11 protein-coding genes are annotated in these 14,760 nt (G+C 74.1%); 3 read left to right on the forward strand and 8 right to left on the reverse strand.

Annotation, left to right across the window (positions count from 1 at the left end; translation table 11 throughout):
* The 7 genes from LG634_RS28760 to LG634_RS28800 form a co-directional block, all read right to left on the reverse strand.
* A partial coding sequence (locus LG634_RS28760; protein ID WP_226737894.1) for a trypsin-like serine protease occupies positions 1 to 1,119 on the reverse strand: 1,119 nt, incomplete at its 3' end.
* A 125-nt stretch (positions 1,120 to 1,244) separates the two neighbouring features.
* Positions 1,245 to 1,745: a hypothetical protein gene (locus tag LG634_RS28765; protein WP_226737896.1), complete on the reverse strand. Its 501-nt coding sequence runs from the start codon at positions 1,743 to 1,745 to the stop codon at positions 1,245 to 1,247.
* A gap of 95 nt (positions 1,746 to 1,840) precedes the next feature.
* Positions 1,841 to 5,368, reverse strand: a complete 3,528-nt coding sequence (locus tag LG634_RS38005) for an ALF repeat-containing protein (RefSeq protein ID WP_264203727.1) — start codon at positions 5,366 to 5,368, stop codon at positions 1,841 to 1,843.
* Between the two features lie 276 nt (positions 5,369 to 5,644).
* A complete protein-coding gene (locus LG634_RS28785; protein ID WP_226737898.1) occupies positions 5,645 to 6,250 on the reverse strand; it encodes a hypothetical protein in 606 nt (201 codons plus the stop codon).
* A complete protein-coding gene (locus LG634_RS28790; protein WP_226737900.1) occupies positions 6,247 to 6,786 on the reverse strand; it encodes a DUF4760 domain-containing protein in 540 nt (179 codons plus the stop codon). Before LG634_RS28790 ends, LG634_RS28785 begins: the two co-directional genes overlap by 4 nt.
* A 183-nt stretch (positions 6,787 to 6,969) precedes the next feature.
* Positions 6,970 to 8,577 carry an alpha/beta hydrolase gene (locus tag LG634_RS28795; RefSeq protein ID WP_226737902.1) on the reverse strand — a complete coding sequence of 536 codons (1,608 nt, stop codon included), beginning with the start codon at positions 8,575 to 8,577 and terminating at the stop codon, positions 6,970 to 6,972.
* Between the two features lie 118 nt (positions 8,578 to 8,695).
* Positions 8,696 to 9,268: a hypothetical protein gene (locus LG634_RS28800; protein WP_226737904.1), complete on the reverse strand. Its 573-nt coding sequence runs from the start codon at positions 9,266 to 9,268 to the stop codon at positions 8,696 to 8,698.
* 305 nt (positions 9,269 to 9,573) lie between these two features.
* On the opposite strand from LG634_RS28800, the gene LG634_RS28805 reads away from it, so the two are divergent.
* The 3 genes from LG634_RS28805 to LG634_RS28815 all read left to right on the forward strand — a co-directional run bounded on the left by LG634_RS28805 (position 9,574) and on the right by LG634_RS28815 (position 13,996).
* A complete protein-coding gene (locus LG634_RS28805) occupies positions 9,574 to 9,942 on the forward strand; it encodes a hypothetical protein (RefSeq protein ID WP_226737906.1) in 369 nt (122 codons plus the stop codon).
* A gap of 242 nt (positions 9,943 to 10,184) precedes the next feature.
* Positions 10,185 to 12,893, forward strand: coding sequence for a helix-turn-helix transcriptional regulator (locus LG634_RS28810; RefSeq protein WP_264203728.1), 2,709 nt, complete (start codon positions 10,185 to 10,187; stop codon positions 12,891 to 12,893).
* A 134-nt stretch (positions 12,894 to 13,027) separates the two neighbouring features.
* Positions 13,028 to 13,996 (forward strand): helix-turn-helix domain-containing protein, encoded by a 969-nt coding sequence (locus tag LG634_RS28815; RefSeq protein ID WP_226737910.1) that lies wholly within the window; start codon positions 13,028 to 13,030, stop codon positions 13,994 to 13,996.
* A gap of 41 nt (positions 13,997 to 14,037) precedes the next feature.
* On the opposite strand, the gene LG634_RS28820 is transcribed toward LG634_RS28815, so the two are convergent.
* On the reverse strand, positions 14,038 to 14,751 hold the full coding sequence (locus LG634_RS28820; protein ID WP_226737912.1) for a GPR1/FUN34/YaaH family transporter: 714 nt from the start codon (positions 14,749 to 14,751) through the stop codon (positions 14,038 to 14,040).
* Between the last annotated feature and the right edge of the window lie 9 nt (positions 14,752 to 14,760).

Genomic DNA, 14,760 nt, shown 5'->3' on the forward strand with positions numbered 1-14,760 from the left:
GTCCCCGTTCACATCACCGGAATACAACTCGATGGCATTCCACACCCAACCGGCTGCCGCAGGGACCCCATAGCTGCTGGTGAACTCCTGGGTGCGGCCCGCGGCGTCCGCGAGGCCGGTGTACATCTTGATCGAGCCGTCCGCGTGCCGGTACATCATGCCGATGTCGCTGCGACGGTCGCCGTTGAAGTCACCCGTGACGAGCTTCATCGCGCTGCGGTCCCAGCTGCCCGCTGGAACCGTGTACCCGGCGGTGAAGTCACCGAAGCCGCCGTCCGCCTTCCCGAGGGACCCGTAGAAGCCGATGGAGCTGTTCGCGTGGTGGTAGACCATCACGGCGTCGGAACGGCCGTCGCCGTTCAGGTCCCGCTGCACGGTCGGGCGTCGCGTCGTCTCGCCGATCCAGCCGGCGAGGTCGTCCGTGCGGCTGGACACGGCGCCGGTACGGGCTTCGGTCGGGGCCGTGCCCAGGCAGCCGCCCTGCCAGGAACGGCTGTTGACGCCGACCAGCTCATTCGCCGCATTCAGCAGGGGGCCGCCGGTGTCGCCCTTGCAGAGGGCATCGGTGCCCTTGCCCGTGATGGTGAGCGTGGTGGCATCGGAGCCGTTCAGGGTGAAGGCACCGGTGTGGGGAGCGTCGGGCACCCATGTGGTCCTGGTGCGGCCGAAGCCCACCGCTCTCAGATCGGCGCCCGCCGACGGGGTGGAGCCCGCCTGCCGGACGCCCGCGATGCCGGCGGCGGGAGCGGCGAGGCGCGCCAGGACGACGTCCCGGTCGGCCCGCGGCACGAGCTCGGCGACCTCGATGCGCTTGCCGTCGGAGAGGGTCGCGGTGGACTTCAGGGCGGGCGCACCCGCCGGTACGACGGAACCGGCCGTCGCGGCGAAGCAGCTCGAGGCGGTCAGGACCCAGGAGTCCTCGACGAGCGAGCCGGTGCACGCCCGGCTGTTCGGCTCGTCACCGATGCTCAGCCTGACGACGGAGGGGTGCCCGCCGGCCGGCGCCTCCGCGCCGGAGACGGCTCGGGCGGAGCCGGCAGGAACGAGGCCTGCGACGACCGCGGCGGCGGTCACGAACAGGCCTGATATCCGCGCAGTGCGCGGACTGAGTGCAGACATGTGCGGCTTCCTCTGGGGACGGGGGTTCGGCGACGGGACCCGCGGGACTCGGGTCGGCATGCACGGATCGGTGGTGCCGTGCGGTCCCGCGGGGAAAGGCGGTCCCGCGGTGTAAGGCGCTTCCGCTATCTGGTCGTTCGGATTTCGACCAGTACGTGTTCGCGGCCGTCGGTGGACTCGCCGACTCCTTCCCAGGTCTTCGCGGGGATGTCGTAGGTGGTCCGGTCGTCCTCGGCGGTCATTTCGAGGTGGGTGGTGGTGACGTCGCTGGTCCGCACCCCGTGGACGGACGGGAGTTCCAGGGCGAGGTAGCCCTTGGTGCCGGTGACCTTGAAGCACACGTCCGCCCGGCCGCGGGCGAGGAAGCGCAGGAGGTTCGGCTCGCTCGCGCAGTCCGCGAGCGTGATGTGGCCGTCGCCGCGCTTGAGGAGGATGCCCTGTTCCGCCAGGATCCTGTCGGCGTTCGGGTAGCCGTAGTCCTCGATGGCGTATCCGGGTCCCGCATCGGCGACGGGTTCGGTGGCGGTGGCGTGGGAGGGCTGCCCTGCGGTCGTCACGGTCCATGCCAGGGCGCCGGCCACGGTCGCCACGGCCAGAGCGCGTACCCATGCGTTGCGTCGCTTCATCACAGTCCTCGGGTCGTCGACGTTCATAGGGAGTCGGCAGGGGAATTGCGCGGCTGCCGCTGGTGGTTGGGGTCCTTTGTGTGTTCCGTGGCGCGTCACGGCCCCAGCGTGACGTTGAACTCGATGACCTGCGTCTTGGGGGACATCGGCCCGGAGCCGCCGAAGAGTTTGTTCATGGCCGAACCGACGGTCTTTTTCCACACATCCGTGTACCCGATGACGGGGACGTGGGTCGCGGACTCGACGCTCGACACGTTGAACACGGTGTAGCGCCACACGACGGAGCCGTCGTCGTTCTTGTGGATGGGGGTCATCCTGACGAGGTGCGAGCCCAGGAACGCGTACGCAAGGTTTCCGGTGAGACCGCCGGTGGCGATCGCCCCGTAATCCCACGAGTAGTTCAGGACGCCGTCGAAGCCGCCGAGACCGTAGTCGTATGCGTAGGTGCGGCCCAGCTCGTAGTCCCCGCTGCGGGTGCGGGCGGCGAAGTAGGCGATGACGTACTTCGTGTACGCGTGGTCGCGGTAGAGGGTGGTGAACGGGTCGTCCGGGCCGAAGCACTGTGACTTGGGGCCGGTTCCGGTGAGCCAGTCCACGCCCAGCTCCCACGGGCTGGTGTTGTTGTCGGACTCGATCGGCCGGCCGAACGGCGTCAGGCAGCTCTCGGCGCCGGACGGGAGGCCGTCTTCCTGGGGCTTGATGGGAACGGTCGCGTTCTTCAGCGCGTTGTTGGCGGCCTCGCGCTGCGCCGCCTCGATGACGAGGTCCTTGGCTTCGGACGCGGCCCGGGCGGCCGCGGCGGCGTTCATGCCCGCCGCGAACGCCGCCAGCCGGGCGGCCACGGCCGAGACGGCGGCCCGGGAGGCGTAGTCGGCGGCGACGCCGGCCGACTGGACGGCCCGGCTCGCCGCCTGGCGCGCCACGTTGCCCGACGTACGGGCGGCAGCGGCAGCCCGGCGGGCGGTCTCGGCGGACTGGGCGGCGGCGGTTGCGGACCGTTCGGCGGCTTCGGCGTTCCTGCGTGCTTCGTCGCCGGACTGCCTGGCGTCGGCCGCGTAGCCCCTGGCGAGTTCGGCCCACTCGGCCGCCTTCTCGGCGGCGTTGCGTGCGAGGGCCGCCGCCTCGGATGCGCGTGCCGCGTTCTCCTGCGCTTCCCGGGCGACCTTGGCCGCGCCGGCGATCATCGCGCGGATCGCGCTGATGTGCGTGGCGTGGTCGTGGTCGAGCCGCGCGAACTCGTACTGCGTGCCGGCGATGAACCGGCGCAGCGAGGGCGTGTCGCCTTCGAGGGCGACCTGGGCGGCCGCCTTGACGTAGGGGCCGCCGGTGGCCAGGAGGGTGGTGGCCTTCACGCGGTCGTCCTCGCGGACGGCCGCGGCCCGCTCGACGTGCAGGAAGGAGTGGAGGGCCTGGGCGGTGCCCTTGTCCAGCGCGGCCTCGGCTGCGCGTCGTACCGCGGGGCCGGTGGCGTCGTCGGCCAGGAGCGTGGTCACCTCGACGCGGTTGTCCTCCTTGGCGGCCTCGATCGCCCCCGTCTCAAGGAAAGTCCTGATCTTCGCGGCGTCCCCGGTCTTCAGCGCCTCGGCGGCGGCCAGGGCCACCTTCTGCGTCGAAACCGCCGCCGTCGCGGCGGCGTTCTCGGTGTTGTCCTGCCGCAGGGCGATGGTGCGGTCAGCGTCGATCCAGTGGGCGACGTCCTCGTCCGAGCCGGCCAGCGCGTACTCCGCGGCCGTCCGGGACCACGTACCCGCCCGGCCGATGAGCCGGACGGCTGCCGTGCGGCCGGCCGTCACGGCTTCCGCGGTCCTGCCGTCCCGCAGCGCCGACTCGGCGGAGCCGATGAGCGCGAGCAGCTCCGCGTCCAGGCGTGCTTCCTGCGTCCGCTCCCGGTCGAGCCGTTCGAGGTGGTCCGTCTCCGCCTTCGCGTCGGCCCGCGCCTGTTCGATCGCCTCCGCCGTCTCCTGGGCCAGCGTGGCGGTCTCGGCCTCGCGCGCCGCCTGCTCGACCTCGGTGGCCCGGGCGACGGCGTCGGCGGCCTTGTCCGCGGCCTCGACGGCCGCGCCGGCGGCGGCCGTCGACCGGTTGGCGTAGTCCACCGCCTGGCCTGCATGGTCGGCCGCCTCCACGGCGGCCGCGGCCGCCCTCTCGGCATGGCCGGCCGCACTGTTGGCCGCGTCCCGTGCCGTGCGGGCGGCGGCGGCCGCCTGTCCGGCGAGGTTCCTCGACGCGCTCGCCGCCTGCGTCGCCCTGGCCGCGGCCGCCTCGGCCACGGCGGCTTCCCGCTGCGCCACTGCGGCCTCGGACTGGGCGGCACCGGAGGCCGTGGCCGCGTCGGCCGAAGCGCGGGCGGCGGCAGCGGCGTTGGCTGCCGCGCCGGCCGCGGCATCGCCTGCGGAGGCGGCCGCCACGGCGGACTGGGCGGCCAGGTCGGCCTTCTGCGCCACGCTGCGGACGAGCTGCACCATCGCCGTGGCGGCCTGCGCCGCCGCCCGGGCCGCGCCCGCCAGGGCCATGTCCTTCGAGGCGGCGATCGAGGCTGCGTACGCGGCGGTCGCGGCGCGGCCTGCCGCTGCGGCCGCCGCGGCCGCGGCCTGCGAGGCCGCGACCGAACGCTGTGCGGCGGCCTGCGCCGTGCGCGACGCCGAGACGGCGGTCGTCGCGGCCGCGGCCGCGCCCCTGGCCGCCTGCGCGGCCTTGTTCGCCGCCTTGGCCGAGCGCTGGACGTCCTGTTCGGCGGCCTCGGCCTCGGCCCTGGCCTCCAGCGCGGCCTCCTTGGCCCGCTCCGACGCCTTGACCGCCTGCTGGGCCATCTCCACGGCCTCATCGGTCTTCCGGCCGGCGCGCAGCCCCTCCGCCTCCACGACCTTGACCAGCTGCTGGATCGTCGCCTTCTCTTCGTCCCGCGCCCGGGCGATGAACTGGCCCGTCTCCAGGAACCACTGGATGGCCCGCGGTGTCCCGTCGTCGAGTGCCCGTTGCGCGTACTCCCGCACCTGCGGGGACGCCGTCACGAGGACGGACGTCACGCGTACCCGGTCGTCCTCCTCCTGAGCGGTGAACCGTCCACCGCTGAGGAAGGCGCGCAGTGCGAAGTCCGAGTCGGCCTGCAATGCGGCGGAGGCCGCACGCTTGACGGCGTGTCCCCCGCGGGCCATGACCGTGGTCACGGCGACTTCGAGGTCCTCGCGCACCGCGGTACGGAAGCCGCCCTTGAGGAAGGCCTCGACAGCGGCCGTTCCACCGGAGAGGGCCACGCCGATACCCTCACGCGTGGCCCGGCCGGCCGTGACGAGGGAGCGGGTGAGCGTGAACCTGTTGTCCTCGGCGCGGGCCGCGGGCAGCTTCTCGTCGAGGAACGTCCGCACGTCCGCCGCGCTGCCCACCAGGGCTGCGGCCGCGGCGGCGCGGACGGCCCGGCCGCCCTTCCTGTGCGCCCAGACGACCTTGCCGCGGTCGGTGTCCGGCAGACCGGACCCCTCGGGCACCGGTGCCCCGGCCGTCCCGCTCGCCGCGTACGCGGGACGGGTGAGGACCGTGCAGTTCGGCAGGGCGCAGCCGGCCGCCACCCCGGCCAACGAGGCGAGCACCTGACGCCTGCTGAACTGCCGTGAACGCCCAGCCATCACAACTCCCCTGTCACCTGGTCGACTTCACCGCCCTTGCGGCTCGAGTGCCTTATCGAAGCCGCGCTTTGCGGGGCGCGTCCATTCCGGAAATCGGGACCTCCGGAAATGGCTGCAGCGAAATCGGCGGGGAATCGGGCCCGGCGCGACTTGGCCTGATGGCTCCGGCGGGCGTTGCGGCACAATCGCGCCAGGCTGGCATGAAGCGCACGGTGATCGGCGCCGGCGACACTCGCCCCGCCGTACACCGGCCGGCGCTTGCCTGTCAGGACGGGATCAGAATGCTTCTCGCCCGCCCGCGAGCTGGCGGGGGAAGAAGGCCACGATGTACACCGCAGCCGCCGTCCGCTGGGCGGCCTCGGTCAGCTGGGGGGCGTAGGCGGTGCCGCCGGGGTCGGTGTACTGGCCGGGGCGGGCGGGGTCGTGGGTGGCGTCGTCACCGGCGGCTACCTCCCGGCTCTGCGGCGACCAGCGGGTGTTGAAGGGGGCGAGCCAGGACCGCGCCGACCTTGGCCCCGGCGGCCACTGGGCCGCGTGGCGGTCGGACGCCTGCCAGGGCACGCCGGCACCACCGCGGGAGTGGCCCATGGTGCCGACCCGGTCCATGGCCACGTGGCGCCGGAAGTCGACGCGCCGCGGCCTGCCGGGGGCCGCGTCGCGGAACGCGCCTGCGAGCGCCCCGCGCCCCGAGGCGGCGAGCTGCTGCCGCAGGGCCAGGTGCCGGGTGCGCAGGGCCCGGCCTTCGGAAGGGGCGGCTCCGTTCTCGGAGACGTCCGGCCCGGCCGGAGGTTGCCGCCGATCGGGATCGGATGTCCGCGTACCGGCCGGCCGCCCGGCACTGGGGCGCGTCCCGTGCCCGCGCGCTCCAGGTCTCGGAGTCACGGGGCCGCCGGTGGGCCGTCTTCGCGCGCCGGCGGGTCGTGCTGGAGGCCCATCGACGCATGTACCGACGCCATGGGGCGGGCCCTGGCCCTTGCGGCAAGGTGCTCGAAATAGAGCATCGCGGGTGTCGTGAGCGCGCGCTCCCGGTAGATGTAGGGGGCCAAGACCCTCCACATGGAGACAATGTTCAGTCCGTACGAACCGATGACCAGTTCCTCGTCCACCACCCCGTGGGCCACGAGCTTGCCCACATCGTCATAGAACAGACTCACCCGGCGTATATGGCGCAACGGCTCGGGGGGCAACCTCCGGTATCCGTCCTCGGGTGAGTGCTCGGCTCGCAGCCGAGTGCTGATGTACGCGATCGCCTGTGAGAATTCGGCTTCACGTGTCTCCCAGAACAGCTCGATGACGATGGGAAGCACGTTGGAGTTCTGCGCGAGCCGCAGCTGACGCTGGGCGACGGCCACCGACGTGCCCAGCGCCGCCAGCGCTACGAGAACGGCGAGCAGGTTCAGCGCGAGCGAGAGGCTCATGGCGCGAGGCTGGTGCCGGTGCCGGGCCGGCGGAAGATGTCTTCCAGGCTCTGGTCTGCGCAGCAGGCGGCCGGGAGACGGAGTCCTCGCAGGCTTCGGAGATCGGCGGGCCGGCGGCCGTCGCCGCGCACGCCGCCGCCGGGCGGGGCCGTGGCCGGAGGTCGGCTGCGGCCCCGTCCGGGGTCAGCGGAGGGTGGGGAGCGTGTCGCGGGTCTCGTCGACGCCCTTGGGCTCCGTGCGGCGGGCGGCTGTCGGGGCCACGGCGGGGGCTTCGTCCGCGCAGACGGTGCCTGCCGCCGGCAGGGTCAGGTTCGCGAGATAGTCGTTGACGAGGGTGCTGATGCAGGCGCTGCGGTTGTAGGCGGTGTGGCCTTCGGCGGCGAAGGTGACCAGCCGGCCGTTCTCCAGGGTGCGGGACAGCGCCACGGAGTCGCGGTACGGAGTGTCCGGGTCGCCGGTCGTGCCGAGCACCAGGATCGGGGCGGAGCCGGCCGCCCGGTACGAGCCCTCGTAGCGGCTCGGGCGCGGAGCGGGCCACTGCGCGCACGCCGGCGCGTGGTTGTGGTCGTACGTCGGGGGGCCGAAGCCGATGGCCGGGCCGAGGAGGGGCGACGTCGTGGCGTGGGCGGTGACCAGCGGGCCGAGCAGCAGGGGCGAGGCCGGGTAGGCGCGGTCGGCGCATTCGACGGCCAGGTTGACGTTCAGGAAGTCGAACGACGCCGGCGACGGCGGGTTCAGCAGGAACGACGTCTGCCGCGCCTGGGCCGCCCGCAGCGCCTGCCCCAGTGCGGGCCAGATCCGCTTGCCCGAGTTGATGTTGAACATCAGGCGGTAGGCGAGGGTGTAGCCGGTCGCCGGGCGTCCGCTCGCGGTGACGACCGGGTCGACGTCCAGGGCCCGCTTGAGGTCCTCGAACGCCTCGCGCGGGCGGCCGTCGCCGAACCCGCACGCGGCGGCGTTCGCCGCGCACCAGTCCAGGAACCGCCCGACGGCGGCGTCCAGGGCGGCGAACTGCGGCCCGTCGTAGGCGTACGGCAGGTCGGCGTAGCGGTGCGGGTCGTACCCGCCGTCCAGGACCATGGCGCGGACCCGGGAGGGGAACAGGGCGGCGTAGACCGTGCCGACGTAGCTGCCGAAGGAGCGCCCGTAGAACGTCAGCTGCTCCTCGCCGAGTGCCTGCCGCAGCAGGTCGAGGTCGCGGGCGTTGGAGGCCGTACCGATGAACGGCACCAGGTCGCCGGCCCGTTCGAGGCAGGCCGCACCGAACTCGCGGCCCTGCCGGATCGCGTCCTGCAGGGCGCCCGGGCCCGGGACGCCGCGGGCGGCGTCGACGGCGGCGGCGTACTCCTGGTCGTTCCAGCACTCGACCTGTCCGCTGCGGCCGACGCCGCGCATGTCGTAGCCGACGACGTCGAAGCCTTCGCGGAGCGCGGCGGGCAGGGCGGCGTAGCTGCTGCGGGCGAAGTCCACGCCGGAGTTGCCGGGCCCGCCGGGGTGCAGCACCAGGACGCCCGTGCGGCGCGCCGGGACGGTCGCCTGCTTGCGGGTCACCGCGATCTGCAGGGTGCGCCCGTCGGGATCGCGGTGGTCCAGCGGGACGCGGGCGGTCGCGCACTCGAAGCCGTCGGCGGAGCCGGCGCAGGGTCCCCACGAGAGCACGGGGACGGCCGGCGGGCCCGCCGCCCGGGCGCCGGCCGGGGCACTCGTGAGCAGGGCGGCGACCGTGGCCAGGAGCAGGGTTATCACCCACGCGGCGCGGGCGCGGGCGAGTACGGGTAAGCGGTTCTGCATGGTGGGTCCTTCGGTACGAGCGGTACGGAACGGGCGCCAAGGTAACCGCCGCCCGCGGCGTTCACCAGTGACCGGCCGCGCCTCGGGAGCGGAGCCCGGGCCTCCGGCCCCGCCCGGTTCAGTGCCCGGCCGGCACCGGGCCGCGGGGTGCTCCGGCGGCCTCCCCGCCCCGGCCGGGTTCCAGGGCCTCCGGGGCCTCCGGGGCCTCCGGGGCCTCCAGGGCCTCCAGGGCCTCCAGGGCCTCCAGGCGCTTGATCAGGCGGCGCAGCAGCAGGAGCGGGATCACGCCGAACACCCCGAAGGAGATGTCGATGACCGACCACCAGAAGGGGATCCCCCGGATCGGACCGCAGATCAGGGCCAGGGGCACGATCCCCGCACAGGCGATCATCCCGGCTTCGACGATCCAGATGTTGCGCACCGGGTCGCGGCGCACGCCGTGGAAGAAGACGGCGATGACGAGGTGCGCGAAGGCCAGCCAGTCGGTGCCGTAGAGGAGGAACGGGTACGAGGCGTCCGCCCGGTCGAGGCCGGTGCGGACCCGGTGGATCCAGTCGTTGTCCAGCAGGGAGTCGGCCCAGTGGAGTTCGGTGACGAGGGGGAAGGCCGTCAGTCCGCTGAGGACCAGGCAGACCGTGAACAGGGTCAGCCAGGCACGGATGCGCCGCAGAAGGGCGTTGCGCTCGCTCATGGGACGTACGCTACGCCGTCATTTCTGAACGCGTTCAACCACCCCCTCCCTGGCGCGTGCGGCACGGGAGGGGCGGGCTGCCGGCTGCGGGCGGCGGGCTGCGGACGGGCGTGGGGCGGCTGGTGTCCGGTGGTGGTCCGGGCGGCGGCCGACGGGGACGCGCGGGGCGGTCACGTGGGCCAGGCGGACGGCGGTGGGCTGCCGGGGCGGGGAGGAGGCGGACTGAGCAGGATTCACCCGGTTGGGGCGGGAGTTCCGGGGTAGCGGTTTCGCGGATGTCGGGGACAACGGGTGGGGGGCCGCAGATGGATGGTTCGGACTTCGTCGCGCTGGGGGTCGGGTTGTCGGGGAACCTCATCGCGGTGGTCGTCGCCTACCGCAGTCTCCGGAAGGCCGACCGGGCGATGGCGCAGGCTCAGCGGGCTTCCCGGGAGAGCCTCGCGCGTGCCGACGCCGCGCTGGCCCAGGCGCAGCAGCTGGCCGAGCGGGCGCTGGAGGCGCACTGGAACATCGAGGGCGGGGCCACATCCATCGCCTGGCGCGAGCAGGTCTTCGCGCTCCACGACCGTGGCCTGACACCCGAACAGATCCGCAGGATCATGCTGCTCGAAGACGGCGGCTCGGGATGGGAGCGGGGCAACGGCCGGATAGACGACATCGTCCGGGACCTGTGAGTCCGTGGAACCACCGGCGCATGTCAGCCGCACCGAGGATCGACTCCTCCCCTCCATGAAGGGCGCCGGCGAACACGTGAGGGCGTTCCGCGTGCTCGTCTCCGTGTTCGCCGTCGCCGGCACCCGCCGCAGAGGGGCGCCTGCAAGGGCACCTGTACGCACAGCCCGTTATGATCTTCTCTTTGCGGCGCGTCGGCGGAGAACGGCGTTCCGTCGTACAGGGCGGCTTCAGGAGCAGTGAGTTGATCGGTCGTCAGAAAGAGCGGGCGGCCCTTGCCGAAGCCCTCGCGCCCAGCGTTCCCGCTGCCTCGTTGCTGCTGCTCGGGGATCCCGGTGTGGGGAAGACCGCGCTGCTCGACGCTGCGGCCGAGGAGGCCGAGGCCGACGGTACCCGGGTCCTGCGGGTGCGGGGGAACGCGGCCGAGAGCGAACTCGCCTTCGCCGGGCTGCACCAACTCCTGCTGCCGGTGCTCGACGGCACGCAGGGGCTGCCGGTGCGGCAGCGGGACGCCCTGCTGGGCGCGTTCGGTCTGGGTGACGACCAGGCGCCGCCGGACCTGATGATGACGAGCCTGGCGGTGCTGACCCTCGCCTCGCAGCTCGCCTCCGCCCGCCGGCTGCTGATCGTGGCCGACGACGTCCAGTGGCTCGACCGCGGCAGTTGCCAGGTGCTGGGCTTCCTCGCGCGGCGCCTGGCCGGCGAGCCCATCGGGCTGCTCGTCGCGGCCCGCGGCACCCGTCGCCCCGACTGGCTCGACCGTGCCGTTGCGGAACTGGTGGTCCAGGCCCTCCCGCCGGCCGACGCGGCAAAGCTCCTGAGCGCGCAGCCCGGAACTCTGACCGGCCCGGCCCGTCGCCGGGTGCTCGACACCGCAGCCGGCAATCCCCTCGCCCTCGTCGAACTCGCCCGGCAGGCGGCGAGTGACGGCGGCCTGCCCGTGACGGGCCACCTCCCCGTCACCGACCTGCTGGAGCGCACCTTCGCCGACCAGGTGGATGCGCTGCCGGCGGCGTCCCGGGAGGCGCTGCTGTTCGCGGCGGCGGCGGAGGGCGCCGCCCTGGGGGCCGTCATGGCCGCGCTGCCGGCCGGCACGGACGTCGAGGTCTGGCAGCCGGCGGAGCAGGCGGGACTGGTCCGCCTGCACGCGGACCGCATCGACTTCCGCCACCCGCTGATCCGGTCCGCCGTCTACGGCGCCGCCCCCTTCGCCGTACGCCGGCGCGCCCATCTGGCGCTGGCCGACGCGCTCGTGGACGACCCCGACCGGAGGGCCTGGCAGCTGTCCGCGGCCACGGTGGCCCCCGACGCGTCGGTGGCGGAGGCTCTGGAGAGCACCGCGCTGCGGGCGGTGGCACGCGGTGCGATGGCGGAGGCGGTCGCCGGCCTGGAGCGGGCCGCGGAGCTGAGCACGGACCCGGCGGACCGGACCCGCCGCCTCGCGACGGCCGCGTACGCCTCGGTCCTGGCGGGCGACCTCGAGCAGGCGGAAGCGCACGCTTCGAGAGCGATCGAAACCAACCGCGATCCGGCGGCCACGGGGTGGATCTCGGGGCTGAGCGGGCTCGTCGCCATGCTGGCGATGCGCATGGACCGAGCCTTCGCGCTGGTCGACTCGGACGGGCTGATGCATCCGGCGGCGATCGGGGCCGGTGTGTCCACCATCGCCACCGGCATCGCCTACCACTCGGGCTCCCCCGCCCAGCGGGACCGGCTGCAGACCCTGCTGGCGCTGCGCGACGGCCAGGCGGTCGCCGACCACCCGTTCCATCTGTGGGACCTCGGAGTGACCGATCCGTTCCGCCACGGCGCCCCGATACGCGACCGGCTGCCCGCCCTCGCCGCTGCCCCCGGCCGGATCCCCACCGAGCTGCACACCCTCGGCGTGCTGGCGCTGGTCCTCGACGAGACCGAAACGGCGGTCAGTCTGCTCGGCGAGCTGGTGAACCCGCAGTGGGAGGACGCGGACACCTTCCACGCCGGGATGACGGCCGCCGACCTGGCCTGGGCGAACCTGGACGGCGGCAGGTGGGCGGACGCCCGGCTCGGTGCCGGGCGGCTCGCCGCCCGGTTCGCGGAGGGCGACCGCACTCTCGGCTCCGTGCGGGCGGTGGCGGTCCTGGCCACCCTGGACGCCCTCACCGGCGAGCCCGGGAGGGCACTGCGGCACGCGGCCACGGCGCTGGCCGTGACCGAACCGGCCGGGGTCCTGGGGACCGTGGTACGGGCCCGCCGTGCCGCGGGCCTGGCGGCGACGGCCCTCGGCGACCACGCCGCCGCGCACCGGCACCTGCGCGCCCTCTTCGACGCCACGGGCGCCCCGCTGCACCACCACCTGTCCTGCTACGCGGTCGCCGACCTCGCCGCCGCGGCCGCCTTGACCGGCCGCGCCGACGAGGCCCGTGACGTGCTGGCGCGGGTGGCATCGGCGGTCGGCGACGGGGCCTCGGCGCGGCTGCGGCAGGCCATGGCCCGGGCAGCCGCCCTGCTGGCCGATCCGGCGGACGCCGACGGCCTGTTCGCGGCGGCGCTGGGCGATCCCGCTGGACGGCGGTGGCCCTTCGAGCGGGCCCAGACCTGGCTGGACCACGGTGAGTGGCTGCGCCGGCAGCGCCGGATCGCCGAGGCCCGCGAGGCGCTCACGACGGCGCGGGAGATCTTCGACGGGCTGGGCGCCGTCCACTGGAGCGCACGGGCCGAAGCGGAGCTGCGGGCAGCCGGCGTCACCGTCGAGTCGGCGCGGCACAGCGCGCTGCGGTCCCTGACGCCGCAGCGCCAGCGCATCGTCCGACTGGCCGCCCAGGGGCTGACGAACCGTGAGATCGGCGAACGGCTCTTCCTGTCCCCCCGCACCGTGGGCACCCACCTCTACCAGGCCTTCCCCGCGCTGGGCGTCACCTCGCGCAGCCAGCTTCGTGACGTGGTGGACCAGGACGCGGAGCCGGGCCGCTGACGGGGACTCCGGCGCCGGGCGACGGCCCGGCGCCGGGGTGACGTGCACGAGGCAAGTCACTTGACGGATGGCACGGGCGCGCCGTGCTCCGAGAGTGGGAGCGGAACTATCCCGCCCCGTCTTCCGGAGTCACGTTGTCCCTGGTCACCACCACCGCAGCCGTGTCCGCAACCGAACGCACCGACTACTGGCACAGCCTGGTGTCGGGCACGTTCATCCCACTGGACGTCACTCTCCACGAGCCGGAGCCGGCGGTCGGCACGATCGTCAGCGAGCAGGTCGGACGCCTGCAGATATCCGAGGTGGGGGCCGGCCCGCAGACCGTCGTCCGCAGCCCGCGCCGCATCGCGCAGGGCGGTGGGCAGTTCGTCACGCTCACCCTCCAGCACGCGGGCACCGCGCGGCTGACCCAGCACGGGCGGCAGGCGCTGGTCGTCCCGGGCACGTTCACGTGCTCGGACGCCGGCCAGCCGTACCGCCGGGAGCAGCCGGACGGCTTCCGGTTCACCGCGTTCCGCGTTCCCAAGGCGGACATCGGGGTCTCGGACGACGACCTCAGGTCGGTGACCGGGACCCTGTTCGACGGCCGTTCCGGGACGGCCGGGGTGCTCGCCGGGTACCTGGCCGGGCTGGCCGGGCAGGCGTCCGGGCTGGACCCGGACACCGGACACCGGCTCGCGCTGACCGCCGCGGACCTGCTCGCGGTGCTGGTCCGGGAGCGCCAGGGCCGGTTGGACCCGCAGGCGCCGGAGGCGGCCGGCGGCACCCTGGCCCGGGTGAAGGCGTACGCCCGGCGGCACCTGGCGGACCCCGGCCTCACCCCTCAGCGGATCGCGGCCGCGCACCATGTTTCGGTGCGCTACCTGCACCGGCTGTTCCAGGCCCAGGGGACGTCCGTGGGGCGGTGGATCCGGCAGGAACGGCTGGACCGGTGCCGGCGCGACCTGGCGTGCCGCGCGGGCACCACGACGGCGGTGTCGGCGGTCGCGCAGCGGTGGGGGTTCGTCAGCCCCGCCCATTTCAGCCGCGCCTTCCGCGCCGCGTACGGGATGTCGCCCAGGGAGTGGCAGGCGGCGTCCCGGGCCGACGGGGGCCGGGCCTGAGCGCGGTGCGGCGGTGCGGCGGTGCGGCGGTGCGGCGGTGCTCACAGGGTGCGGCGTACTCCGGCCTGCCGTTCCAGGTTGCGCAGTTGGACGGCGAGGTCGCCCTCGACGGCGTGGTGGGCCGGTCCGCTGCGGCCGATGGGCAGGACCTCCTCGCTGCGCATGTCCTCCAGCATCAGGGCGAAGGCCGCGTAGCCCGCCGCGACGGCCACCACCAGGCCGAGGGCGCCGGCGGTGCGGGTGAGGGCCTCGGCGCCGGTCAGTCCTCCCAGGCCGGTGGCGGCCCACCGGGGCAGCGAGACCACGATGACGGCCCACAGCGCGCGTTTGGGACGCGTGACGGCGGCCATGAGCGCGCCGAGGGCCAGGAAGGCCAGGTTGAAGACGCCGAGCACCCGGGTCCCGCCGGCCGCGCCGGCGCCCATGACCAGGGCGTACGCGAGCCAGCTGCCCGCGAAGACACCCATGAGGGTGGCCGCGACGACGTCGCGTGCGGCGAAGGCGAGGATGCTCACCAGGAACTGGAGGACGAACGCCGGCAGGACGCAGAGGGCGACCGCGGGCCGCTCGGCTTCGTCGAACACACCCAGTTGCAGGCAGCCGGTCATGACGGAGGCGATGGCCACGGTGAAGAAGCCCAGCGGCATCGGGGAGGCCATCGGGCGCAGGTTGATCCGGGTCATGGCGCGCAGGTCGGGTTCGAAGCGGCGCCCCGGCCCGCTTCCGCCGTGCTCGCCGACGGGTTCCGTGCTCATGTGCGGGTC

Source organism: Streptomyces bambusae, assembly GCF_020532645.1.
In the GTDB taxonomy this organism is placed as follows: Bacteria; Actinomycetota; Actinomycetes; order Streptomycetales; family Streptomycetaceae; genus Streptomyces; species Streptomyces bambusae.

What these genes read in the sequence shown, in the direction of transcription:
- LG634_RS28820 (WP_226737912.1), bottom strand. Translation starts at nt 14,751, where the DNA reads ATGAGCACGGAACCCGTCGGCGAGCACGGCGGAAGCGGGCCGGGGCGC.
- LG634_RS28765 (WP_226737896.1), bottom strand. Translation starts at nt 1,745, where the DNA reads ATGAAGCGACGCAACGCATGGGTACGCGCTCTGGCCGTGGCGACCGTG.
- LG634_RS28795 (WP_226737902.1), bottom strand. Translation starts at nt 8,577, where the DNA reads ATGCAGAACCGCTTACCCGTACTCGCCCGCGCCCGCGCCGCGTGGGTG.
- LG634_RS28805 (WP_226737906.1), top strand. Translation starts at nt 9,574, where the DNA reads ATGGATGGTTCGGACTTCGTCGCGCTGGGGGTCGGGTTGTCGGGGAAC.
- LG634_RS28800 (WP_226737904.1), bottom strand. Translation starts at nt 9,268, where the DNA reads ATGAGCGAGCGCAACGCCCTTCTGCGGCGCATCCGTGCCTGGCTGACC.
- LG634_RS28790 (WP_226737900.1), bottom strand. Translation starts at nt 6,786, where the DNA reads ATGAGCCTCTCGCTCGCGCTGAACCTGCTCGCCGTTCTCGTAGCGCTG.
- LG634_RS38005 (WP_264203727.1), bottom strand. Translation starts at nt 5,368, where the DNA reads ATGGCTGGGCGTTCACGGCAGTTCAGCAGGCGTCAGGTGCTCGCCTCG.